The 24,371-nt window shown below is 44.3% G+C and carries 16 protein-coding genes and 1 tRNA gene; 8 read left to right on the top strand and 9 right to left on the bottom strand.

From position 1 onward, the window contains the following. Nucleotides 1–77 precede the first annotated feature (77 nt). The 4 genes from JGK39_RS02625 (at nucleotide 78) to JGK39_RS02640 (ending at nucleotide 8,088) form a co-directional block, all read left to right on the top strand. Nucleotides 78–1,136, top strand: coding sequence for a TrkA family potassium uptake protein (locus JGK39_RS02625; protein WP_293258338.1), 1,059 nt, complete (start codon nucleotides 78–80; stop codon nucleotides 1,134–1,136). A gap of 473 nt (nucleotides 1,137–1,609) precedes the next feature. Then, nucleotides 1,610–4,894 (top strand): BPTD_3080 family restriction endonuclease, encoded by a 3,285-nt coding sequence (locus JGK39_RS02630; RefSeq protein ID WP_293258336.1) that lies wholly within the window; start codon nucleotides 1,610–1,612, stop codon nucleotides 4,892–4,894. Continuing rightward, entirely contained in the window at nucleotides 4,878–5,285 is a 408-nt protein-coding gene (locus JGK39_RS02635; protein ID WP_293177715.1) for a DUF5615 family PIN-like protein, read from the top strand. Before JGK39_RS02630 ends, JGK39_RS02635 begins: the two co-directional genes overlap by 17 nt. Further along, complete coding sequence (locus JGK39_RS02640) at nucleotides 5,278–8,088, top strand: site-specific DNA-methyltransferase (RefSeq protein ID WP_293258334.1); 2,811 nt, start codon at nucleotides 5,278–5,280, stop codon at nucleotides 8,086–8,088. Before JGK39_RS02635 ends, JGK39_RS02640 begins: the two co-directional genes overlap by 8 nt. 306 nt (nucleotides 8,089–8,394) lie before the next feature. On the opposite strand, the gene JGK39_RS02645 is transcribed toward JGK39_RS02640, so the two are convergent. Beyond that, a tRNA-Thr gene (locus JGK39_RS02645) sits at nucleotides 8,395–8,466 on the bottom strand. 195 nt (nucleotides 8,467–8,661) lie between these two features. Next, entirely contained in the window at nucleotides 8,662–10,449 is a 1,788-nt protein-coding gene (gene pyk / locus JGK39_RS02650) for a pyruvate kinase (protein WP_293258332.1), read from the bottom strand. Nucleotides 10,450–10,876: 427 nt separating this feature from the next. On the opposite strand from pyk, the gene crtR reads away from it, so the two are divergent. Together crtR and JGK39_RS02660 are read left to right on the top strand one after the other, a co-directional pair. Beyond that, nucleotides 10,877–11,767, top strand: a complete 891-nt coding sequence (gene crtR, locus JGK39_RS02655) for a beta-carotene hydroxylase (protein ID WP_293258406.1) — start codon at nucleotides 10,877–10,879, stop codon at nucleotides 11,765–11,767. Between the two features lie 279 nt (nucleotides 11,768–12,046). Continuing rightward, nucleotides 12,047–12,622 (top strand): Uma2 family endonuclease, encoded by a 576-nt coding sequence (locus tag JGK39_RS02660; RefSeq protein WP_293258330.1) that lies wholly within the window; start codon nucleotides 12,047–12,049, stop codon nucleotides 12,620–12,622. A 343-nt stretch (nucleotides 12,623–12,965) separates the two neighbouring features. Here the strand turns inward: JGK39_RS02660 and aroH are convergent, their stop codons facing one another. Beyond that, a complete protein-coding gene (aroH, locus tag JGK39_RS02665) occupies nucleotides 12,966–13,373 on the bottom strand; it encodes a chorismate mutase (protein ID WP_293258328.1) in 408 nt (135 codons plus the stop codon). 211 nt (nucleotides 13,374–13,584) lie between these two features. Further along, nucleotides 13,585–14,403: a signal peptide peptidase SppA gene (gene sppA, locus JGK39_RS02670; protein WP_293295699.1), complete on the bottom strand. Its 819-nt coding sequence runs from the start codon at nucleotides 14,401–14,403 to the stop codon at nucleotides 13,585–13,587. Nucleotides 14,404–14,777: 374 nt separating this feature from the next. On the opposite strand from sppA, the gene JGK39_RS02675 reads away from it, so the two are divergent. Then, nucleotides 14,778–15,851, top strand: a complete 1,074-nt coding sequence (locus JGK39_RS02675) for a DMT family transporter (RefSeq protein WP_293258324.1) — start codon at nucleotides 14,778–14,780, stop codon at nucleotides 15,849–15,851. A gap of 618 nt (nucleotides 15,852–16,469) precedes the next feature. On the opposite strand, the gene JGK39_RS02680 is transcribed toward JGK39_RS02675, so the two are convergent. The 5 genes from JGK39_RS02680 to JGK39_RS02700 form a co-directional block, all read right to left on the bottom strand. After that, a complete protein-coding gene (locus tag JGK39_RS02680; protein ID WP_293295701.1) occupies nucleotides 16,470–16,901 on the bottom strand; it encodes a hypothetical protein in 432 nt (143 codons plus the stop codon). A gap of 335 nt (nucleotides 16,902–17,236) precedes the next feature. Continuing rightward, the gene (locus JGK39_RS02685) at nucleotides 17,237–20,857 is read right to left on the bottom strand and encodes a tetratricopeptide repeat protein (RefSeq protein ID WP_293295703.1); all 3,621 of its coding nucleotides are present in this window, start codon (nucleotides 20,855–20,857) and stop codon (nucleotides 17,237–17,239) included. Between the two features lie 377 nt (nucleotides 20,858–21,234). Then, nucleotides 21,235–21,525, bottom strand: coding sequence for a hypothetical protein (locus JGK39_RS02690; RefSeq protein WP_293295705.1), 291 nt, complete (start codon nucleotides 21,523–21,525; stop codon nucleotides 21,235–21,237). A 50-nt stretch (nucleotides 21,526–21,575) separates the two neighbouring features. After that, a complete protein-coding gene (locus JGK39_RS02695; RefSeq protein ID WP_293295707.1) occupies nucleotides 21,576–22,253 on the bottom strand; it encodes a phage tail protein in 678 nt (225 codons plus the stop codon). A gap of 1 nt (nucleotide 22,254) precedes the next feature. Beyond that, entirely contained in the window at nucleotides 22,255–23,406 is a 1,152-nt protein-coding gene (locus JGK39_RS02700; RefSeq protein ID WP_293295708.1) for an AAA family ATPase, read from the bottom strand. Between the two features lie 47 nt (nucleotides 23,407–23,453). Here JGK39_RS02700 and JGK39_RS02705 point away from each other — a divergent pair, with 47 nt between their 5' ends. After that, nucleotides 23,454–24,302, top strand: coding sequence for a M28 family peptidase (locus tag JGK39_RS02705; RefSeq protein WP_293260242.1), 849 nt, complete (start codon nucleotides 23,454–23,456; stop codon nucleotides 24,300–24,302). The last annotated feature ends 69 nt before the right edge of the window (nucleotides 24,303–24,371 follow it).

A 24,371-nucleotide genomic window follows, 5' to 3' on the forward strand; every position in this document is an offset into this window, starting at 1 on the left:
TATGAATCGGGTTTTTGCGCAAGTCTTGATATGCTTAAATTGAGTAGCAGCTAATAAATCATAGGTCAGGGCGATCGGTGTATTCAACTCTAGAGCAAAAGTACGAGCGCCTGCAAAAACAGTTAACGGGCGGCATCATCGCCCTTGGCGGCATTTTCTGCACGGGTACTCTTTGGTATTGGCTGGTGGAAAAATGGCCTTTGCTCGATGCCGCTTACATGACTGTATTTACTTTAGCAACTGTCGGCTACGGTGAAATTCACCCCCTCGGAAAACGCGGGCGAATGTTTACCATGTGCCTGATTTTGATGGGCGTGATGGTGATTGGTTATATCGTCAACCGCTTTACAGAAGCGCTGATTCAAGGATATTTTCAAGAAGGAGCAAGAATTAGGCAGCAGCGGCGTTTGGTGGATTCTTTGATCGAACATTACATTCTCTGCGGTTTTGGGCGTACTGGGCGACAGATTGCTTTGGAATTTGAGGCTGAAAGTATTCCTTTTGTGGTGGTAGATTCGGCGCTACAGTCGGTGCAGGCTGCTTTGGCGTTGGGGTACACGGCGGTGCAGGGAGACGCGACACTCGATGAAATTTTGTTGAATGTGGGGATCGATCGCGCAATTTGTATAGTAGCAGCTTTGCCGTCGGATGCTGAGAATTTGTACACTGTGCTGTCGGCGAAAACTCTGAATCCGAAGGTACGGGCGATCGCCCGCGCCACCACAGAAGAAGCCGTAAAGAAGTTGCAGCGGGGCGGCGCCGATGCCGTCGTATCCCCCTACATTACGGGGGGAAAACGCATGGCTGCTGCTGCTTTGCGCCCTCAAGTTATGGATTTTTTAGACGGCGTATTGACGGGCACAGAAAGTTCTTTTTACATGGAAGAATTTCTGGTAGATCCGAATAGTTGTGTCTACGTCGGACAAACTTTGAGAAATGCCAAATTGCGATCGCAATCCGGGGCATTAGTGTTAGCAATTCGACGGGCTGGCGGGACTTTGATTGTCGGGCCAACTGGAGAAACTGCGATCGAAGGAGGAGATACGCTCATTTGTTTGGGCACCGCCGAACAATTGCGCGCCCTCAATCAAATCCTCAGCCCCCTAAGTTTTCGCATCCCCCGCCCTCCGAACTAAATTTAAGAAGGACTAAAGTCCTCACTACAAACGGGTTTGTCGTCAAAAATGCCAGTCCTCTTTTGGGGCGGTTTCGACAGGCGAAGGAGTTAACGCCGACGCTGGTTGGGGAAGTTGGCGGGGTTGGGAGGTGCGATGCCTTCGGCAGATTTCACCTACGCACGTTGGGAATGTCCCAATTGTGGGCCCAGGTTTAAGATTTCTGCTTTGTGGGTGCATGACTGGTGTCAGCGCTGTTTTATGAGGTTTGGGCAGATGAGCAATTTCCAGAAGTCCATCATTTTAGATAATATTTTATGTAGATACATAAATATAAGTAACTTATTTTCAGTTAAAATATAGATAAAAGGAGGATTTATGATGGTAGTCTATTTGGAGGGAATTTGCTCTGACCTTGGGACAATTGGTTAGGGAATAAGGAATTCTGTATCATTGGCGATCGCTCTGTCCATATAACAAGTATCAGGAAATAGATGAATCAAGTTGTCATTGAAAATCCTATTATTAACTCTGCTTTCTTGGAACCCAAGTGCCACTTTCGCTTTGACGATGATGGTATTACCGATGAAATTCTCGAAGAGCGTCGTGTCAGCCATTATTTTATCCCGATCGCCCAACCGAAAAAGAAAAGCAAGCAGTTCCAGCAACTAGAGCTAAATCTTGGTGAATGGACACAAGACAGGGTAGCAGAAAACAAGTTTATCAACCAAGTGCGCGATCGCGTTAGCTTGTGGAGACGTGGCGGCTATCTCTACGTCACTCCTACTACTAAAAAACTGTTGGCATATTGGACTAATCCCGATCGCGAACGTAAATTATATTTTTGCCAAATAGAAGCTTTAGAGACAGTTATCTATATCACCGAAGTTGCGAAAAAGTGCGGCGACAACTGGATTGAAAATCAACTCCGACAATTCAATGAAGATGCGAACCCGCTGCTGTTCCGCATGGCTTGTAAGATGGCTACAGGGAGCGGTAAAACAGTAGTCATGTCAATGCTGATGGCGTGGCATACTCTTAATAAATCTGCCAATCCTCAGAATAATAAATTTAGCGATGCTTTCTTAGTAGTAACGCCGGGGATTACTGTACGCGATCGCCTGCGGGTACTCCAACCTAATGATGCTGAAAATTACTACAAAAAACTTGACTTAGTTCCACCAGAATTCATCCCAGAATTAGAAAAAGCTAAAATAGTTATTACCAACTATCACGCATTTAGACTGCGAGAACTTAATTCAGCAGCCCGCTTAACCAAAGACATTCTCGCCCAAGGACAAAAAAGTGCTTTCACTGAAACCCCAGACCAAATGGTAAGGCGAGTTTGCAAAGGTTTGGGCAATAAGAAAAATATTATTGTAATTAATGATGAAGCTCACCACTGTTACCGTCGTCGCGTTGGTGATGATGATGCCAAGCTCAAAGGAGATGACCGGAAAGAAGCAGAAAAACGCAACGATCAGGCACAACTTTGGATTTCTGGGATTGAAGCTGTAAAGTCAAAAATTGGAGTCAAAGTTGTTTATGACTTGTCAGCTACACCGTTCTTTTTAAAAGGTTCTGGCTATCAAGAAGGCAATCTATTTCCTTGGGTAGTTTCTGACTTTTCGTTGATTGATGCGATCGAATCAGGCATTGTCAAAATTCCCCGCGTCCCCGTTTCTGACGACAATATGAAAGGGGAATTACCTGCTTATCGCAGCATTTGGCCCTTAATTCGCGACCAACTCCCCAAGAAAGGACGCAGTACCCAGGATGAAAGTAAATCATCCCCCGAACCAAAACTTCCTAAAGAGTTAGAGGGAGCCTTAGAAAGTCTCTATAGTAACTACAAAAAAGCTTTTGAATTATGGGAACAGGACACAGAAGCTACTGACAGAGGACAAACACCGCCTGTATTTATCGTTGTTTGTAATAATACCAATGTCTCTAAATTAGTTTATGACTATATTGCTGGCTGGGATACTGGCAAAAAATATCCTGATGGTCGATTTGTTTTAGCTCCAGGTAAACTACCATTATTTAGTAATGTCCAAAACGAAAACTGGACAGCTAGACCTAACACGATTCTGGTAGACAGCGAACAACTAGAATCAGGCGAGGCGATGAGTGCTGAATTTAAGAAAATTGCTGCACAGGAAATTGAAGAATTCAAAGCTGAATATCGAGAGAGATATCCAGGTAAAGATCCCGAAAAAGTCACACCTGAAGAGTTACTGCGGGAAGTATTAAATACTGTTGGTAAACCCGGAAAACTGGGGGAAAATATTCGCTGTGTAGTCTCGGTTTCTATGTTGACTGAAGGATGGGATGCGAGCACAGTCACTCACATTTTGGGATTAAGAGCTTTTGGCACTCAGTTGTTGTGCGAACAAGTTGTGGGACGGGGACTGCGACGGATTAACTATGCAGTGAATAAAGAGGGAATGTATGAACCCGAATATGCCGAAGTTTACGGTATTCCCTTTGCTTTTATCCCCTGTGCCGGTTCTAATAAAACGCCCAAGCGGGGAGCACTCCCTACCCGCGTTCGAGCTTTGCCAGAACGAAATGAATCTGAAATTACTTTTCCTCGATTGACGGGTTATCGCTATGACATTAGTAGGGGAAAATTAACAGCTAATTTTACAGATGTTTGTCAATATGTTATCTCTACGGCTGATTTGCCTACTCTTACAGTCAATGCTCCCATTGTTGGTCAATCCAGTATTCATACATTGGATCAATTGAAATCCCACAGAGAACAGGAAGTCGCTTTTTTGTTGGCAAAACTAACTTTAGAAAAGTATTTCCGATGGGATGGAAATCAGAAACCCGAAAAAACTACAATACATTTTTTTGATGCGGATGTACAAGCTTGGTTATTTCCCCAAGTTTTGCAAATAACTAAACAGTGGCTCAAAGAATGTGTCCGTTACAAAGACAATACCTATCCTCAGTTGTTAATGCTGACTGAGTTTGCCCACGATGCGACAGACAGGATTTATCATGCCATTGTGGAAGGAGAATTGCGGAAGTATTTAAAACCTATTCTCCGCCCCTATGATACTTTTGGTTCGACTCGCTATGTAGATTTTGACACCGCCCGTGCGGTTTATAGGACAGATCCTCATAAATGTCATGTTTCCCATGCAGTTATGGATAGTAATTGGGAAAACAAAATGCTGCAATCCTTAGAACAAATGAATGAGGTTGTATCTTATGTAAAAAATCACAATTTAGGCTTTACTATTCCCTATACTCTCAATGGGGAACAGAGAAATTATTTGCCTGACTTTATTGTGCGAATTAATGATGGGCAAAAAGAACTACTGAATTTAATTTTGGAAGTATCGGGGGAAGCGAGAAAGGACAAAGCAGCTAAGGTGGCTGCGGCTAGAACTCTTTGGATACCAGCAGTAAAAAATCACGGGGGATTAGGGCGTTGGGATTTCTTAGAAATATCCGATCCTTGGAATGCCGAAAAATCTATTCGGATGTATTTGTCTCAGCAGACAGCACAAACGGATACGAATATTAGTACAATTCAAAAAACCCCTGGTGTTTGTGGAGGTAACGCTAGGATACGCAATACACGCATTCCTGTCTGGACAATTATTTCTTTTTACAAGCTGGGGGCATCCGATGAGGAAATACTGAGGAATTATCCGGGGTTAACTCCCGCAGATTTAAGATTAGCTTCGTCATACTACGAAGAGCATCAAACAGAAATCGATCGAGTAATTGCTGCCCAGGATGACGATGATGAAGATAGCTAGGCTTTACTCTAACGAAAATTTCCCCCTAGATATCGTCAACAAACTTCGTTATCTCGGACATGATGTGTTGACATCCTATGACGCAAAACAGGCTAATCAAGGAATTCCCGATGATGATGTTCTCAAGTTTGCCCATCAACAAGAGCGGGCTGTGATTACGCTCAATAGGCAGGATTTTATTGAACTACACAAGCTTGTCAAAGAACACAGTGGAATTATCCTCTGTAAAGAATGTCAAGGAGATTTTGATTATGAACAACAAGCCTTAAAAATTCATGAATTGATTTTAGATTTCAGTGAATTAAAATCTCGATTGTTTCGAGTACAAAAGCAGAATGTCAAAGGCTGTAAAATTCAAACATTTATCTATAAGGAAATAACTAATGCCTAGGAAAAAAAATGACAAATCTACACCTATTGATAGTGTGAAACATCAGGATAAACGGGCTAATATTCCTACTGAAGAGTTGCGTGATTTTATGGCTGACGACGAGAAAAAACCTCAAAAAGTTCTCTATCCCCGCGATCCATCTTTAGATCCGCAGTTGGTGTGGCAGGGGAAAGACGAACAGGACAGTCAGGATTTAGAGGTTCCGGCTGTTCCGATTTATATTCAGGAGAAAATACACCCCCATGCAATTATTGAGGATTTTAAGAAGCAGGTTAAGAAAGAACAGCCAGCGGAACAATTAAGTTTATTTAGTGATTTTAATGGGTTAGAGTTTGACCAATTAATTGACTTTTATCAGCATAAGGATGGGGTGAAGTGGGCTAACCGCATGATTCTCGGTGATTCGCTGTTGGTGATGAATTCCTTGGCGGAGAAGGAGGGATTAAAGGGTAAAGTGCAGATGATTTATCTTGACCCGCCCTATGGGATTAAGTTTGGTTCTAATTGGCAGGTTTCGACTCGGAAGCGAGATGTTAAAGATGGGAAGGCTGAAGAGGTGACTAGGCAACCGGAACAGGTGAAAGCGTTTCGGGATACTTGGGAGTTAGGGATTCATTCTTATTTGAGTTATTTAAGGGATAGGTTGGTTGTAGCGCGAGAGTTATTGACTGAAACAGGTAGTATTTTTGTGCAGATTAGTGATGAGAATGTTCATTTGGTTAGATGTTTGATGGATGAAGTTTTTGAAAGTGAAAACTTTATTAGCACGATTTTTTATGCAACAACTGGAGGTTTTGAGACTTCAGCTTTGAGTAGAATAGGTGACTACATAATTTGGTATGCTAAAAATAGAGAACAGCTTAAGTATAATCCGCTGTATATTCAGAAATCAAGTACAACATTAAAAAGTGGTGATTATAGATATTTAGAACTTTCAGATGGTTGGCGCAGGCTTATGAAACAGGGTGAAAAGGAAGGAGAATACTCTATGCCTGATAGCGCAAAAATATTCCGACTAGACAATACCACTAGCCAGTATCCTCCCCCTCAACCACAACCTTTTTCATTTGAAGGTAGAGTTTATTATCCCCGTCAGGGCAATCATTGGAAAGCAAATTGGCCTGACGGTATGGAGAGATTAAAGGAATCTAATCGTTTGTTTGGTCGTGAAAATAGCTTGGCGTATGTGAGGTATTTAGACGATTTCTCTGTTCTTGAGCTAAACAATATGTGGGGAGATACATCAGTTGCAGGTACTAAGGAGGGGAAATGGTATGTTGTTCAAACCAATATTAAAGTTATCCAACGTTGTCTCCTAATGGCTACCGATCCAGGTGATTTAGTATTAGATCCAACAATGGGCAGTGCTACGACAGCCTACGTTGCTGAACAATGGGGAAGACGTTGGATTACGATTGACACTAGCCGCGTCGCCTTAGCATTAGCTAGAACTCGATTAATGTCTGCAAAATATCCCTATTACCTACTAGCAGATTCCCCTGAAGGCATCCAAAAAGAAGCGGAAATCACTAAACAACTACCATCAACACAGCCTAAGACAGAAAACGAAATCAAAAAAGGTTTTGTTTACAAGCGCGTTCCTCATGTTACATTAGGAGCGATCGCAAATAATCCAGAAATTGATACTATCCATGAAAAATGGCAGTTACAACTAGAACCCATTCGCACTAAATTAAACCAGTTGCTCAAAAAGTCCTGGGAAGAATGGGAAATTCCCAGAGAAGCAGATGCCAAATGGTCAGATGAAGCTAAAGAATTAATAGCTAAATGGTGGCAACTCAGGCAACAACGGCAGAAAGAAATCGATGAATCTATTGCGCGCAATGCGGATACCGAACTACTCTATGACCAACCTTATGAAAACAATAAACGCATTCGGATAACTGGCCCGTTTACCGTCGAAAGTCTTTCACCTCACCGGATTCTTGCTACCGATGAAGCATACCCAGCTTCAGAACAGGAAGGCGTTACCCAAGCATCAGATCAATTTGAAGTCAGAATTATTGACAACCTGAAAAAAGCCGGAATCCAAAACACTTTAAAAAATCAACGCCTCAAATTTGAAAATTTAGAATATTTAGAATCTCATGCGGGTACTTACATTCATGCTGTAGGCGAGTACGCAGAAAGCGATGAAACCATCAAGCGGGTAGCAGTTCACATCGGGCCAGAATACGGCACTGTCAGCGTTGATGATATCAAAGAAGCTGCTAAAGAAGCTGTAAAAGGTTTGGGGAATGATGTATTAATTGTCTGCGGTTTTGCCTTTGAACCTAATGTTAATGAAGAAGCAAAACGCTATGGCAAATTGCAAGTTTTAATCACTCGCATGAATCCTGATTTGTTACTGGGTGATGAACTGCTCAAGAAAACAGGGGCTGGTAATTTATTTATGGTATTTGGCGAACCAGATATTGAGTTAAAACGCCAAAATGGTCAGCTAGTAGTCACCTTAAAAGGCTTGGATATTTACGATCCGACTACCGGGGAGATTCGCAGCAGTTCGCCTGATGATATTGCTTGTTGGTTTATTGACACCGACTACAATGAGGAAAGCTTTTTTGTGCGTCATGCCTATTTTACAGGTGCTAACCAACCTTATGAAAAATTAAAACGGGCGCTGAAAGCAGAAATTGATGAAGATGCTTGGAGTCAGATGTATTCTACTACTAGCCGTCCCTTCGATCCCCCTAAAGGCAAGAATGGTAAACCGGGAAAGATTGCGGTTAAGGTGATTAACCACTACGGGGATGAAGTGCTGAAAGTGTATGAAACGCTTTAAAACTGTTGCGATTTATCGACCATAATATTTTGGTCAGGGCGGGTTTTTGAGATTGTCATACCATTTTTCTAAAATCGTGCAACACTCTTTGACCCCCCCTAGCCCCCCCTTGCCAAGGGGGGGAACAAGAATATTGTTGCATTCTTTTTTTAAATTGGTATCAATTATTGGCAGATATTGGCAGGTTTACCCGCCCCTACAACAATTACGATCGATCTTGATATTCATCAATCCCAAAGAAACCGGAAAAACCCGGTTTCTGACCACCCGTGGTAAGTCCTAAATTTGAGACTTGAGAACATTAGAAGCCGATGGCGGGATTTGAACCCGCGACCGACCGATTACGAATCGGTTACTCTACCACTGAGCTACATCGGCACAGACAATTTAGAAGTATAGCACAAATTCAAGAAAAAAGCAATGAGCTGTAGAATTTAATTCAAAACTCCACAACTCAGAACTTGAGGACGCTGGCTAGAAAAACCCGGTTTCTCTCCAAAACTCTGGCTGGCGATCGACATTAAGGCAGAAACCGGGTTTTTGACCCCGCAGACGAACAAGACTCAGAACTTGTTAAACGGCAAGTTCTCCGTCTGTTGAGCCGCCTCGGGCACCGGAATAAACCAATCCCCGCTGCATATCCAGCGTCAGCATAGTTCCGTCCCGAATTACCCGCATCGCATTGTCCACGCCCACCATCACCGGCACGCCCAAGCGCAAACCGATAATCGCAGCGTGAGAAGTCAAACTTTCCTCCTCCGTCACCACACCGGCTGCTTTGCGAATCATCTCCACAAACTCGGCGCTGGTGCGTTCTACTACCAAAATGTCTCCTGCGTGGAAATTCGCTACATCCGCAGCAGTGCGAGCAACTCTGGCCATGCCGCTCACTGCTCCCAAACCGACACCGGTACCTTTACCTAAAACTGCTGTCACTACTTCAACTTTGATCAAATCCGTCGAGCCGGCAACCCCTTGCAGAGTACCGGCTGTCATCACCACCAAATCTCCGTCGTACAGCAACTCTTTTTCTTGGGCGACATTGATCGCAGATTGAAATGTCTGGCCTGTGGAGGGCAAATCCAGAACCAGCAAGGGTTTGACTCCCCAGACTAATTGCAGTTGTCGGGCTACGTCTACGTGGGGAGTAACTGCCAAAATTGGAGTTTTTGGTCGGAATTTGGAGACATTGCGCGCTGTAGAGCCGGTTTTGGTCAGCGTCATAATCGCCGCTGCGTTCAACTGTTCGGAGATTTGGCTGACTGCTTGGCTGATGCCGTTGGGGATCGATCGACCGACATCTTCTACATTTCTAATATTGCGCTTAATTCCTTCCCTCTCCATCCGCACCGCAATTCTCGCCATCGTCGCCACCGCTTCGACGGCAAATTTGCCCACAGCCGTTTCATTGGAAAGCATCACCGCATCTGTTCCGTCGATAATGGCGTTGGCTACGTCGGAAATCTCGGCGCGGGTGGGACGGGGATTGTTCACCATGCTGTCGAGCATCTGGGTAGCGGTAATCACCGGAATCCCCATGCGGTTGGAAGTTGCAATCAAGCGCTTTTGCAAAATCGGCACGTCTTCGGCGGGCAGTTCCACGCCCAAATCGCCCCGGGCGACCATCACGCCGTTGCAAAGGGCGAGAATTTGTTCCATTTGTTCGATCGCCTCGTGCTTTTCGATCTTAGCAATCACCGGTACTTGCTTGCCCGCACTGGCAATCAGCTCTTTAATTTCCAGCATATCCTGGGGATTGCGGACGAAGCTCAGAGCCACCCAATCGACACCTTGGTCTAGGCCGAACATTAAATCTTTGCGGTCTTTATCGGTCAGCGCCTTAATTGACAGGTAAACTCCCGGAAAATTCACGCCTTTGTTGTTGGAAAGCGGCCCGCCCACGACCACGCGACAGTACAGTTCCCCCGCGCCGCGGTCTACTTTTTCCACCCGCATTTCCACTTTTCCGTCATCCAGCAGAATCATTGCTCCCTCTGGAACTTCCGAAGCTAGAGGTTCGTAGGTAACGGAGGAAATCAGTTCTGTGCCGACCACCGGGCGGCTGGTCAAAATGAAAGGATCGCCGTTTTTGACAACTATAGAGCCTGTTTCAAAGCGCCCTAAACGAATTTTCGGGCCTTGAAGGTCTTGGAGGATGGCGACCGGCTGGTTGAGTTCAAAGGATGTTTGCCGGATTAAACGAATGCTGCGCTGGTGGTCGTCTTCTGTTCCGTGGGAAAAGTTGAGTCGCAAAGTTGTGGCGCCAGCTTCTATGAGGTTGCGGAGCACTTCTGGGTCGGATGTTGCTGGGCCAATGGTGGCGACAATTTTAGTTCGGCGTAGGGCTTTTGGCGGTTGCATGAATTGAGATGGGGTGGCTGGAGGATTTCTTGTTTAAATTTCGGCTAACGTTTCATCTTTCAGTACAAGCAATGACGCTAGTCTCAACTCTTAAAAATTTTGATAGTGGTCAACACAGCAGGCATTGACCACTATATAGAATATCTGACTTTTTACCGATCGGTAATTTTTTCTTGGCGATCGGCTTTTTGGGAAATTATTTCCCCTCCCAGGCTTGACATAAATACAGATATACCCATTTATTAGAATTGGGCTGCTATGCTATGCGGCTATCTATCATTGGTATCCTTGCATAACAGCAATATTTGGCTTCTTGTCCAGAGGCTAGTGTCTGGCGATCGGACTCTGTTTTTTCACGAAACTTTACTATTGGCAGACTTGTATCTTATACTACGCAAGTGTGAAATATTAAGGAGTGTTAACAAAGATGTCGGAGGCAGGACGGCCGCTGACAGTGCCGAAAGAGTTTCTGAGTCCTCCGGGTGACTTCAATCCGACGCTGCTGTTGTTTTTGAGTGCATTAGCGACGATCGCGATTTCCTTTGTGGGTTACTGGTACGGAGACTGGCCGGATTGGTGTTGTTTTTCGCTAAACGTGCTGGCGCTGCACATGGCTGGAACCGTGATTCACGATGCGTCTCACAACGCGGCGCACCGCGATCGTACAATAAATGCTATTTTGGGACACGGTAGCGCGTTGATGTTGGGCTTTGCTTTCCCGGTATTTACGCGGGTACACATGCAGCATCACGCCCACGTTAACGACCCAGATAACGATCCAGACCATTATGTTTCTACTGGCGGGCCTCTGTGGTTGATTGCTGCGAGGTTCTTCTACCACGAGATTTTCTTCTTTAAGCGCAAACTGTGGCGGAAATACGAACTTTGGGAATGGTTTTTCAGCCGTTTGTTTGTAATCGGAGTGGTTTATATCGCCATTCAACACGACCATTTAGGTTACGTGCTGAATTTTTGGTTTTCTCCTGCTTTAGTGGTAGGGTTAGCCTTGGGGTTATTTTTTGATTATTTGCCGCACCGTCCGTTTCACGAGCGCGATCGCTGGAAAAATGCCAGAGTATATCCGAGTCCGATTCTGAATATTTTAATTTTGGGACAGAACTATCATTTGATCCATCATTTGTGGCCTTCAATTCCTTGGTACAATTACAAGCCAGCTTACGAAGCTGTGAAGCCGCTGTTAGATGAAAAGGGTTCTCCTCAAAGTCTGGGAATATTGGAAGGTAAAAAGGACTTTTGGAGTTTTATATATGACATCTTTTTAGGGATTAGGCTGCATCACAAGAAAGCCACTGATTGACAAAAAACCCGGTTTCTTCGAGAAGCCGGTTTTTTTTATGCGAAGGAAGAGGGAAGAAGGAAGAGGGAAGAAGGAAGAGGGAAGAAGGAAGAGGGAAGAGGGAAGAAGGAAGAGGGAAGAGGGAAGAGGGAAAAACAATTTTCCGCAACCGTTTCAGAAATCAATAAAATCTTAGGCTGATTGGCAATTGCTAGATCGGAAATCCCAACAGGAAAAGATAAGCTAAAATAAATCTATCTGCTGAAGAAGCCTATTTCAAGTCAGCCGATCGCAACTGCCATGACTCAAATTACTCTCGACCTCAACCCAATTATCAAGCTTACTGAAGAACAGTTTTATTTACTCTGTCAAGAAAACCCAGATTTAAAACTAGAAAGAAACGCTAAGGGAGAATTAATCGTGATGCCGCCGACAGGAGGAGAAACAGGAAAACGCAACGTCAAACTGATCGTACAACTGGCACTCTGGAACGAGCAAACTCAACTGGGCGAAGTCTTCGACTCATCTACAGGGTTTACTCTACCGAACAAAGCCGATCGATCTCCCGATGTCTCTTGGGTCGAAAAATCTCGCTGGGAGGCTTTAACTGCACAACAAAGAGAAAAATTCATTCCGCTGTGTCCCGATTTTGTGATTGAAATTCTTTCGCCAAGCGATAGCCTGAAAAAAACTCAAGACAAAATGCAAGAGTATATAGACAATGGTTGTCGTCTGGGTTTGTTAATTAACCGCAAAAAGCAACAAGTGGAAATTTATCGCCCCGATCGAGAACTTGAGGTATTGCAAGCACCTCAAACTGTTTCGGTAGATGTGTTGCCGGGATTTACCTTGAATTTACGGCAAATCTGGGATTAACAACAGACTGTTGCAATCCATAACAATTGCAGCTAATCGCTCAACTTCATCAATACTTGATCGGGACTATACCTGTACATTATGTGTTTTTCAGTTGGCTCGTAAACAATTGTGTTTTTCTGATTTATCAAAGGCTTAGTGTGTTTGATTTGCGCGTCAACAATTATTAAGGGAATTAGACCGGGCTCGAAAGCCGGACAAGTTCCGTCTGCTCGAAAATGTTGGCAGTAGTTACATCCTTTGTAATCACTCATTTTGTTATTACCTCTTTTCCTTCCTCATTTAAAAATAAACCCACCATGGCTGGTGGGTTAACTATTGAATCAATCAAAAAGTGATTTTCTTATTTTTCCGCAGCAACCGCGACGGCTAAATTCCAATCTGGCCGCAAATTTTGAGCTCCGCGCAAATAAGGATGATAAATTTCGCGGTGTGCGGGCCAATTGATGTGAATTAAAAAGCGGATGCAGCGTTCTAAAGCACCATTGACGTGCATTTGCTGGACATCCAACAAAGGAACATTGCACCATCGGGGGCGTTCGCGGGCGATCGCAGCCGGAAAGACAGCATCCAAATCGCGGGTAACAGAAAACGTAACACTAATTATTAATTCCGGATCTAAATTATTTCTTGTTTCTAATTCATCTAACAGTTCTCTCACCGCTTCTCGAATTGCTTCTACCGAATTATCGCTGGCAGTTGTTGCCCCGCGAATCGCCCGCACTTGCCAATCCACGCAAATATTCTCCATTTTTTATGATTAAGTCATTAGTCATTGGTCATTGGTCATTAGTCATCAGTCATTGGTCATTAGTTATTCGTTATTCGTTATTAGTTAGTTGTGAGCTATTAGCTGTGATGTGTCTGCTATCACGAATCTTTAGTTGTTATTTGCTGACTGCTGACTGCTGACTGCTGACTAAGGACTAAGGACTAAGGACTAAGGACTAATGACTATTTAATCACGGGCGATACAGCCACAGCGGCAAACCGCTAGTAGAAATCTCGAATTCCAGCAAATTTTTGTAAGCTGAAAGCCCGGATGTATCCAGACTACTCCCCAAAACGCGATTTAGGAAAGGTTTTTGTTTTTCTAGCGTGCAGCATTCGGTTTTTTCGGGATCGAGGCCTGCGAGTTCGGCTGTCAGGCGGCGAGCGTCCTCTTCTGTTCCGAGCCGATCGACCAAACCCAATTCTAAGGCTTGCTGGCCGGTAAAAACGCGGCCGTCGGCAAAAGTTTTGACATTTTCAACGGGGAGTTTCCGGGCTTCGGCGACGGTTTCGACGAATTGCTGGTAGCTGGTGTCGATCAAGTCTTGCAGAATTTGCTGTTCGGGATCGGTCAATGGTCGATCGAATGCCAAGATATCTTTATACGGCCCCGATTTAATCACCTGAAAAGACACCCCTACTTTTTCTAACAGCCGTTCAATATTATTGCCACGGATAATCACGCCGATGCTGCCAGTAATTGTACCGGGATTAGCAACGATATGTTGAGCTCCCATGCCGATGTAAACTCCGCCAGAAGCTGAAATATTGCCGAAACTGGCGACAATTTTGATTTTTTCGCCCAAACGCTTGAGGGCGCTGTAAATTTCTTGGGAATCGCCGACAGTGCCGCCGGGGCTGTCTATCCGCAGCAGCAAGGCGGGAAATTTGCGCTCTTCAACGGTTTTGAGGGCTTCTAGAACTCGTTTGCGGGTTTCTCCGGCTATGGCTCCGGTGACTTCGATGCGGGCGATTTGTTTGCGGTAGCGGGGCTTGAATGGCCAAATCATGGGCAGTTTCGGGCAATGTGAAATTTTGTAGCTAACTTATAGTGTGCCTTATCTGAAGGAAGAAGGAAGAGGGAAGAAGGAAGAAGGAAGAAGGCCACTCGTGAGACTGAAGAAACCGGGTTTTTTCGAGAGATTCAGGGTTTGAGGCAGATATTGGGGTGAAAAAACAAAGGTGATGGCCACTTGATGAGACTGAAGAAACCGGGTTTTTTGCAGAGATTCAGGGTTTGAGGCAGATATCTGGGTGAAAAAACAAAGGTGATGGCCTAGGAGTGCGATCGCGAACAACACCGATATATAATTGTAAAAATTGCTTAACAAATCTACATCATTCCCGAGAGCGCCACTCTCATCAATTATTTGGAGTCTCCGCCATGCAGCTAAAACTTACCGATTCTAAACTGCCCTTTGCACCGCTGTTGCTGATTGCGCCGTTTTTCCTGTGGGGAACCGCGATGGTAGCGATGAAAGGAGTCATGCCACACACGACACCGCTGTTTGTGGCTGTCGTGCGTTTATTACCTGCGGGCGTGTTGGTGTTGCTGGCGGCGGCATTGATGGGAAAACAGCAGCCTGCCGGTTGGAAAGCTTGGCTGTGGATTTCGCTATTTGCATTAGTTGACGGCACTTTGTTTCAAGGCTTTTTAGCCGAAGGTTTGGCGAGAACCGGTGCGGGTTTGGGTTCGGTGATGATTGATTCTCAACCGCTAGCAGTGGCGATTTTGTGTTTGTGGCTGTTTCAAGAAAAAATAGGTTTTTGGGGCTGGTTGGGCTTAGTAATTGGCGTTATCGGCATCAGTTTGATTGGATTGCCGGATGGCTTGATTTTGGGGCTGTTTCACCCTGAAAGCGTGCAGGTTTCTGCGGGTATCGAAAGTGTGTTTCAGGGCGGGGAATGGTTGATGCTGTTGGCGGCTTTGTCGATGGCTGTGGGTACGGTTTTGGTGCGCTGGGTGTGCCGCTATGTTGACCCGGTGGTGGCGACGGGCTGGCACATGATTTTGGGCGGTTTGCCGCTGTTGGCGATTTCGGCGGCTACTGAGTCGGGGCAGTTTGTGAATATCGATTTGTCGGGTTGGATGGCTTTAGGTTATTCTACGGTGTTCGGAAGTGCGATCGCCTACGGTTTATTCTTTTACTTTGCATCAAGCGGCAGTTTGACGAGTTTAAGTTCTCTGACTTTTCTGACACCAATTTTTGCTTTGCTGTTCGGGAATTTGTTGTTGGGTGAGGTGCTCAATCCGGTACAATCGATGGGAGTCGGGCTGACGTTGGTGAGTATTTATTTGATTAATCAGCGGGATACTTTAGCTGAGAAATTGGGGAAAGGCCGGAAGGGTGCAGCGAATTCTGAGGAGGAAGTGGCGGGGTTGTTGGAGTCGTCTGAGTTGGATTCTGTAGAGTTGCCGGTGCAGTTGCGGGTGAGCGAATTGGAGTCGGAAGTTTAGTTGTTGGGGCGGGTTTTTTGAAAGATTAATTAAACAGGTTTGTTGGTGTTTAGAAATAGTCGATAGCCCGACAGTCCGACAGGGAATTAATTCCCTGTCTCATAGCGAAAGTCCTCTGAAAGAGGACTGAAGAAAATATCATTTTTATGAGTGTTTCACGGACGCGGTGCATTCGTTATCAATGAAAGAAACTATGTTTATTTTATGATAAAAATTCAATAAATCATGAGTCCTACCCCTGCCGGACTGTGGGACTGCGCGCGGATTTAAACGACTGTTGGACTGTCGGTCTGTAATTTGTTGGGATTAATTTGTGTTTAACAATTATCGCTTTACCCACAGTCCGACAGGGAATTAATTCCCTGTCTCATAGCGAAAGTCCTCTTCAGAGGACTGAAGAAGATATCATTTTTATGAGTGTTTCACGGACGCGGTGCATTCGTTATCAATGAAAGAAACTATGTTTATTTTATGATAAAAATTCAATAAATCATGAGTCCTCCCTGCCGGACTGTGGGACTGCGCGGGGATTTAAACCCCTGCCAAACTGCCGGGTAACGCGCAAATTTAAACCCCTACCAAACGGCAAATTACATACAAAGCCAAACCTAGTTTCTACTATGCTGGTTCAGTATATTCGCAAAAAATATTCAGACCAATTTTGAGCAAATACAGAACAATAATAGTAGCTATAGTAGGGTCGATCGGAATTCCCGAAGAAGCGCCCAAACCGACAATAGCAACAATTAATCCCGTAAGTAAAGGCGTACTCCCAGGATTTTTGGTATATTCTTTGAATTGGGCGCGCAAGCCTTCATTGCCGCAGAGTTCGGCGCGGAGAGTTTTCATCGTGACTTGCAATAGAGATTTACCGCCTTTTTGCTGTTCTGGAATTTCCATTTTTTCGCCACGAAACCACAATTCATCAAAACTGGTGTCTATTCTGCCGTTATTTTTTTCCAGTATCGCCAAAGCTGCTTGTGCGGGAATGTAATCTTGCAACATCATTCGCTTTTCATTGATTTCGGCGGGAGTTAGTATCGGTTCCATATTATTTTGCGGGTAAGTTAGTTAAACAATTTTGATTGTCATGATTATACCAGTTAGGAATTACGCGCTCCGACCAGAGAAACCGGGTTTTTTCGCGAATCTGCGCGTCGCAATGAATATCTTGGCAAAAACCCGGTTTCTGAGCCCCTGCGTCACACCAAGAAACCGGGTTTTTTCGTGAATCTGCGCGTCGCAACGAATATCTTGGCAAAAACCCGGTTTCTGAGCCCCTGCGTCACACCAAGAAACCGGGTTTTTTCCCGAATCTGCACATAGCAACCCATATTTTCGCAAAAACCCGGTTTCTGAGCCCCCGTGCGTAAATCCTGTCACAATTAATCAGCTCCCTCCTCCTCTGTTTCACTGGCTTCCTGAATAGCTGAAAACCAGTTTTCGGGACACTCATTACCCGTAAACTCTCGCCAAATTATCTTAAACTGACTGTCTCCCAACTGTTTGAGCATTCGCCCTAAATTATGGATATCCGAGACAACAAATTCTTCATTATGCTCGATGTCAATGACTAAGGCTTGAATGTAAATTTTCACCGCCTCCGTCCAATTCGATTCGGCTTCTAAGGTTTGGCCCCATGCAGTTAGAGTTAAGGAAGCTTGACGCCAATCATTGGCTGCACTTAGGGCTGTAAATGCTTTTTGAAAATACGCAACAGCAGTGTCAAAATCTCCTTGCTCTTTGGCAATGTTTCCCAATCCTTCATACTGGTTAGCAGCCTTGTGAGAATCCCCCGCATCTTCATAAATTTGGAGAGCTTTGTTGTAAAAAGCGATCGCATCATCAAACCGCCGTTGCTCTTCGGCTACTCTTCCCAGTTGGTGATAGTCGCCAGCAGCATTATAAAAATCCCCCGCATCTTCATAAATTTGGAGAGCTTTGTTGTAAAAGGCGATCGCATCATCAAACCGCCGTTGCAATTGGGCTACTATTCCCAGTTGGTGATAGTCGCCAGCAGCGTTGTACAAATCCCCCGCATCTTCTCTAATTTGGAGAGATTTGTTGTAAAAAGCGATCGCATCATCAAACCGCCGTTGCTCTTCGGCTACTATTCCCAGTTGGTGATAGTCGCCAGCAGCCATGTACAAATCCCCCGCATCTTCTCTAATTTGGAGAGATTTGTTGTAAAAAGCGATCGCATCATCAAACCGCCGTTGCTCTTGGGCTACTATTCCTAGATTGTGATTAATAGTGGCAATATTGTCATTGACGGAGGAGTCATTTAAGGCTGTCAGTTCATCCAGAATTTCTTGATAAACGGCTCTTGCTGTTTCCCAGTCGGCACTTTGAGTAGCTTCATTTGCATCTATTCCTCGCAAATACCTCCAGAAATTAAAAGCATCTTGCCCCTTTGCCTTTGCTTGTGCCAAGTGGATGCCAATTTGGTTCAGAGCCCTTACTCGCAGGGACTTAAATTCTGGTTTGCGCCCCCATCGCTGATATACTTCCCCCAAGGCGAAAAGAATACGATAAGCATTACCCCAATCCTGCTGCTGTTCTGCCAGTCGTAAGTGTTGCAATAAATTCGGTTCTTCCACTCGCAGCACAAAGGTTGCCAATTCCGCATTGCCGATCAGTTCTCTATTGCATTGATCAGCCAACAGTACGTAGAAAACCAGCAACTTTTTTTCCAAATTACTGATTACCTCCTGCGAACCCATTTTGTCTAACTGTTGTCGTAGATACCAAGGCAATGCCGGGTGAATTTTGTAAATATTTCCCCCCAAATCTTCCAGAATTCCGGCCGCAGTTGCTTCATTCAAAAGTGCAATCCAATCCGCTTTCTGCAAGTTTTCTCCAAACACCGTCCGATATGCTTGTCCCCAATCAATATCAGGATTTCGAGAAAAAGCATGAAGCCAATCAGCATCAACCCGATCGCAAAATAGCCCTAAAAACGGCAAATGCTGCCGCGCCCGTTCCGACAAATTAGCAAACGAATAATCCAGCGACACCATTAGAGATTTATCTCTCCCTTCCTCCTCTGCACCCTTAAAAGTATCCAATCCCCGCCGCAGCGCCTCAATCAACTGCACCGGAGATTGCGTTTTCAAATGCCGCAACACCACCCTCAGCGACAGCGGATGTCCGTCCAACAGTTTCAGCAACTCCAGATATTCACCAGGCAATTTCGCCCTATCAACCCCCGCTTGCTTCAGAATCTCCGCCGCCAACTCTTCCGCATCCGGCTTTACCAATCCCTTTAACTCCCGCAGCGCGTAACCGCAATCCAACCAATTTTCCTCGCGCCGGCTGGTAATCAAAACCCAAGATTGTCCCCCGCGCAACTCTTTAAGAAATTGCTTCAAACTGTCTCTTTCCGCAGCCGGTAAAAGCGGCTGATTCCCCTGGGGAAACCCATTCACCGGTTCAAAATTATCCCAAATCAGCAAACAAGGATTAGTTTGCAAATATTGCCGCACCACATCCTGCTGTTTTTCCGATGGCAATGACGCGAATTTTTCACCCCCCAGTTTCCGGCCAATTTGATTCACCACCTGACTGAATCCCGCACCGCTTTCAAAAGAAGTGAAGAAAACCCCACCTTTTCGCCCCTGAGTATCAACCAACCACCGCGCAAATCCTCCTACCAACTCAGTTTTCCCGACGCCGCCCATCCCCTGCAACAGCACAATATAATTTTGGCGAAAAGCTCTTTCCAAGCACAAAATATCGTAATCTCGCCCAATAAAACCATAGGCGCTAACATCTGGCAAATTTACCAGTAATGCCGAAGCAATCGCAGATGAATTATCAGCTTCCTCCATTAAATCTGCAAAACTGGGAGTCGCAGTTGTCGGGCGAAAAGGCCTGCAAGGTTCCTGCTGGTACAATACCGGCACCAGCCAATCTTGCAGCGGTAACAGCCCTTTGGGACTGGGGCGCTGATTCTCGATGGACATGGATTTGCGCCCCGCAGCCACCGCAGAGGCGATATCTTGTCCCCGCACCAATTCCCCGTACAGCCGTCCCATAAAGTGTTTCGCCCCTGTCGCGTAGACGGAATAAGCCATTGCGACAACGCCTTTCGCACCCAACTTCACCAACTGTCCCGCGACAGATGAAAAAGGTTCTTCTCCCGCTTCACCCGACTTGCAAGCATTGAGAACAAACACCGGCACGCGGCAATCATTCAAATATTGAGCAATTTCCCTAGCAGTAACAATTTCCGGGTTGCCGTCATTATCTTCAAAAACTAGAACGCCTTCACCCAATTTGCCGTACTGAGTTTGCACGATTTTGCTATCAGCTTGAAAATCGCCGTGTCCGTCAAAATGAACGATATGATAAAAGCCTTTGCGGGCGTTAAGTTCTGCTTCAAACTGCTTTAAACTGGGGGGACGCAATACAGTAAGATTTACCTGTTTTTGAATCGGTTTGAGCGCCTCTAGCATCGGGCGGGCGATAGTTTGAAAATTAATATCGCGCTCTCCGTAGGGTCGAGCAATTACCAGTAAAATATTTAATTGTTCGTCAGACATTGCGCCCAATTCTGCCCGAACAGCATAGTTGCTAAGACTGCGATACATCCCCGCCAGCAAAGGTGCGAGAAATTGATAATCTGGGGAAAACAGCAATTCCCAGGGCAAATTGAGGACTGCCGCATCATCGGAAATAATGCTAATTTCGCACTTATCCAAGCCGGCGCGCGTCGCTTCCTGAAAAAACTCGCGTGCTTTCTCGCTGCTGCGAAATACTAAGTCAAATAGCTGCTGTCCCCAAGCCTGCAATTTTTGTTCAATTTTTTTAGCATTTTCCGGTTCGAGTCCGTAGGGAAAGCGCAGGTATTCTTCGAGATACCACCGCAAATCGGCTAGAACTTTGCTGTCAAATGGATGTTCAAAGGTTGCGGGAGGAGCAACTCGGGGTGCTGAGTTTCCCCGCTGCCAGAATAGTTGGATCGAATCAGCATCGTGATTGATGCGTAGGGAGTTTTCTGCCATGTTTTGTGCGGCTGGATTAACTTATTATTATATGAGGATTTACCCATTACAGCCAAAGAAACCGGGTTTTTGGCTGTTTTTGCGCTGTGTCGAGGTATTCTCGCAAAAAACCCGGTTTCTGGGCACTCGCGCGCCAGTCCTGAATTAATTATTCAAATTTGTAGCTGTTGATTCCGGATTGTTTGAGAAACATCGATATAAAAAGGTTTGTAGTGAGGACTTTAGTCCGCATTTCGATCTAGTTTGGAATAAAAGACTTCTGTCTTGGCTGCGAACTGTTTAGCGCTTTGATAAATTTAGGGAGAATTGGTTAATTCTTGAATCAATTGATTGAGAGTTACAATTCGAGGCGCAGTAATTAGTATCTAGCAAGACTTTCACAGATTGTATTTCTCCTTCAAAGCTTCCCATCTAGCTTCCTCTGCATCGAAGTCAGGTGAGATAGGTTGAGTATTCTCAAACCAGGCTTGCAAAGCCTTAATTTTAGTTGTCACTTTTCTTTTAGGGTTAGCTTCTTCCGACTGGATTACTAGCTGTGGGGAACTGACAACCGCATCAGCCACTGGCAAAACGATGATTTCGACATCTCCGGGTGGCATATCCACGGATTCCAAAACTACCAAGTTGCCAGTTGCATCGATTTTACCTCTCAGTTTGTATGCTTGCATACTAATCTCCTAAGTTTTGTCTCTATTATACGACATAAAAATCTGGATCGTTACCAGTCATCCTCTTCAACAATTTGAATATTTCTAGTCTCAATCTCTTCTATAAACAATTTCAGACTAGGATTATGTTGGTAATGCTTCATCAAAACTTTATGCTTGCCATATTGTTTGGCAATCTCTCGATAATATTCAGGATTTTTAGCCTTCTTGTCAATTGTAAAATTGTGTTGCTTGGAAAGCTCATCATTTAACGTATTAAGACAGTTTTTGCATTTAGCTTTTTTCTTCTTATCTGTATAATACAGTGGGAGCAACCAACACTCAATAGAATGTACAGATATTGCAAAAATTATCTTCTTTTGATTGGTGTTGTAAAAATCCTCACCAATCGCGTCTCTCAATTTATCAATAACTTTTGCAATCAACTGCTGGGGAGTAAACTCACCATTTTCATCTTGGTGGGCGATATCATAATCTTCTGAAACATCAGTATCTATTTGAATAATGATATAGTCAATAAATTGAAATGATTCTCGAAAATCTTTTGACTTGCAATAATCAAAAACTAGAGTCCAACCGCCGTATTTAGATTTATTCTGATTGTCTTTATCTCTTTCTGGTTGAAGTGGTTCGACATCTAGATCGAGACTCTTGAAATATCCAGCTAAAATATTCTCAATTACAATTTGGTCAGTAAGTCCCTCTGCAATCAATCCAAAACTAATCATATTAAAAATTCTTAGGAATTCCGCCGATATAGCCTCTCAAAAATGCCTCTGATAATTTCACAGGTTCTTGTCCCTCCAAAGGTTTAGGTTTGAGAATGCGTCTAGCTTTAGTGTAACCTAATTGGTTGCGGGAAATCGCAAACAGTCGCTGTTCGTCATCATCTAAATCCAAACCATCCAAAACTGCTGGGTTGTGAGTTGTAAAGATGACTTGTTTATCATTCTTTTTTGCTAGTTCGACTAATTCTTCGATTAATCTGCGGCCTAATCTGGGATTGAGAGAAGCGTCAATGTTATCAATTGCAAAGAATTGAGGTGTAAGTTCGCTGATGAACAAGGTAAAATAAAACAGTAAAAACAAAAAGCCTTCATTCGAGCTTCTTTGGTCGAAATAATTTAAATCTGCATCTAAGTACCTATCTGTGATTTGAAGGCTGTATTCAAATTCGCTATAAGTGCGAGGAAGCTCAAAATCCTTAAACCAATCTATTAACTGAAGTAATTTTTTGATTTTTGTAAGTTTTTCCTGATTTTCTTCTAAACTTAAAACTTGTAACAGCTTAAACAAACCTTCACCGTAAATGCCTAGGGGTTGAATTTGCTCTTCTCGTTCAAAGATTCGCAAGGAGTAATTTTCCGGAGAATAAATCAAAAAATTGTGTATTTTCATGGAATCAATTACTTTGCTAAGCGGTTCTTGAAAAATATTTATAAAAACATTCTCATCGTTAGCTATTTTTGTTATAAATTCTTCTTTGTCACCGTCAAATGTCTTAAGAAACTCTCTGAGTTTGAGTAGAGATAGCTTGCCTGCTTCTTTATTTCGCCACTGAGAATAGGGATGATTATCATTGTTTAGTACAAAACTAAGTTCTTGCTTATTTTGTCCTAACAATGAGATTATTATATCTAGTGCTAAATTTTCCTTTTCAAAAGCCGATCGCATAAATCGAGGTTCTGTCACCCGAATCCCCCGTGCAGCTAGGAACTCGTTATCAAGTTTATCATTAGCAGCCGCAGAAGCCAGGGCGATCGCCTCCAAAATATTGCTCTTACCGCAGCCATTTTCGCCAATCAGTACGGTGACTCGCCCTAATTCCAACTTCAGCTTTTGAATTGACTTGTAATTTTGGATTCTGACTTCTCCAATCATAATTAAATCCCCTATAATCTGAGTATACTCATTGTATCTCCGATCGCATGGAACTCAAAGAACGCCTGCACAGCCACCTAATTCAAATTGTACGCGATCGCGATCCTTACTTGGCATCCGAAGGGCACTTCTATGTCCAGCAATACATCCGCGAACAGTTATTGCAGTCGGGCACTGTAGAAACCGACGATTTTGCAGTGCGCGGGCGAATTCATCACAATTTTATCTTGGATGTATCCCCCTCCGAAAAGGGGGGGAAGCAAGAAAATTTGCCGATCGTAATTGGTGCTCATTACGATACTGTACCCGGAACGCCTGGGGCTGATGATAATGCTACGGGTGTTGCTGTTTTGCTGGAATTGGCAAGGGATCTCGCACTTCAACCGCTAAAATATCCAGTACAGTTAGTTGCCTTCGATATGGAAGAAACTGGTTATTGGGGAAGCCATCATCATGCAGCTAAATGCAAGCAACAGCAACAGTCAATTCGGTTGATGATTTCTTTGGAAATGTTGGGTTATTGCGATCGCACTCCGAACTCCCAAAGCTATCCGGCGGGACTCAAATATTTTTATCCAAATATTGGCAATTTTATTGCTTTAATTGGAAATTTGCGGACTGTGCGCGATATGATGAATTTGAGCAGAAATATCCGCAAATCCGGTCAGCCTTGCGAGTGGTTGCCGGTGCCGAATCGAGGTTTGATTGTGCCGGATACTCGCCGCAGCGATCATGTTCCTTTTTGGGATAATGGTTATCCGGCGATTATGGTGACGGATACGGCTAATATGCGGAATCCGCACTATCATCAAGCAAGCGATACAATTGAGACTTTGGATTTGGATTTTTTGGCTGGTGTTTGTCGGGGGTTAATTGAGGCTATTCGATATCTATAATTTTATTTTAATGAACCGCGAAGACGCGAAAAACGCGAAGGAAGAAAGAAAGAAGATGATAGAAAAAGA

Origin of the sequence: Microcoleus sp. PH2017_12_PCY_D_A (assembly GCF_020738565.1) — a bacterium.
Lineage (GTDB): Bacteria > Cyanobacteriota > Cyanobacteriia > Cyanobacteriales > Microcoleaceae > Microcoleus.

Bases quoted from the DNA above. Each gene is read 5' to 3' on its own strand.
- JGK39_RS02685 (WP_293295703.1), bottom strand. From the start codon at position 20,857: ATGGCAGAAAACTCCCTACGCATCAATCACGATGCTGATTCGATCCAA.
- crtR (WP_293258406.1), top strand. From the start codon at position 10,877: ATGTCGGAGGCAGGACGGCCGCTGACAGTGCCGAAAGAGTTTCTGAGT.
- JGK39_RS02675 (WP_293258324.1), top strand. From the start codon at position 14,778: ATGCAGCTAAAACTTACCGATTCTAAACTGCCCTTTGCACCGCTGTTG.
- JGK39_RS02690 (WP_293295705.1), bottom strand. From the start codon at position 21,525: ATGCAAGCATACAAACTGAGAGGTAAAATCGATGCAACTGGCAACTTG.
- pyk (WP_293258332.1), bottom strand. From the start codon at position 10,449: ATGCAACCGCCAAAAGCCCTACGCCGAACTAAAATTGTCGCCACCATT.
- JGK39_RS02680 (WP_293295701.1), bottom strand. From the start codon at position 16,901: ATGGAACCGATACTAACTCCCGCCGAAATCAATGAAAAGCGAATGATG.
- JGK39_RS02640 (WP_293258334.1), top strand. From the start codon at position 5,278: ATGCCTAGGAAAAAAAATGACAAATCTACACCTATTGATAGTGTGAAA.
- aroH (WP_293258328.1), bottom strand. From the start codon at position 13,373: ATGGAGAATATTTGCGTGGATTGGCAAGTGCGGGCGATTCGCGGGGCA.
- JGK39_RS02635 (WP_293177715.1), top strand. From the start codon at position 4,878: ATGATGAAGATAGCTAGGCTTTACTCTAACGAAAATTTCCCCCTAGAT.
- JGK39_RS02700 (WP_293295708.1), bottom strand. From the start codon at position 23,406: ATGATTGGAGAAGTCAGAATCCAAAATTACAAGTCAATTCAAAAGCTG.
- JGK39_RS02630 (WP_293258336.1), top strand. From the start codon at position 1,610: ATGAATCAAGTTGTCATTGAAAATCCTATTATTAACTCTGCTTTCTTG.
- JGK39_RS02660 (WP_293258330.1), top strand. From the start codon at position 12,047: ATGACTCAAATTACTCTCGACCTCAACCCAATTATCAAGCTTACTGAA.
- sppA (WP_293295699.1), bottom strand. From the start codon at position 14,403: ATGATTTGGCCATTCAAGCCCCGCTACCGCAAACAAATCGCCCGCATC.
- JGK39_RS02705 (WP_293260242.1), top strand. From the start codon at position 23,454: ATGGAACTCAAAGAACGCCTGCACAGCCACCTAATTCAAATTGTACGC.
- JGK39_RS02695 (WP_293295707.1), bottom strand. From the start codon at position 22,253: ATGATTAGTTTTGGATTGATTGCAGAGGGACTTACTGACCAAATTGTA.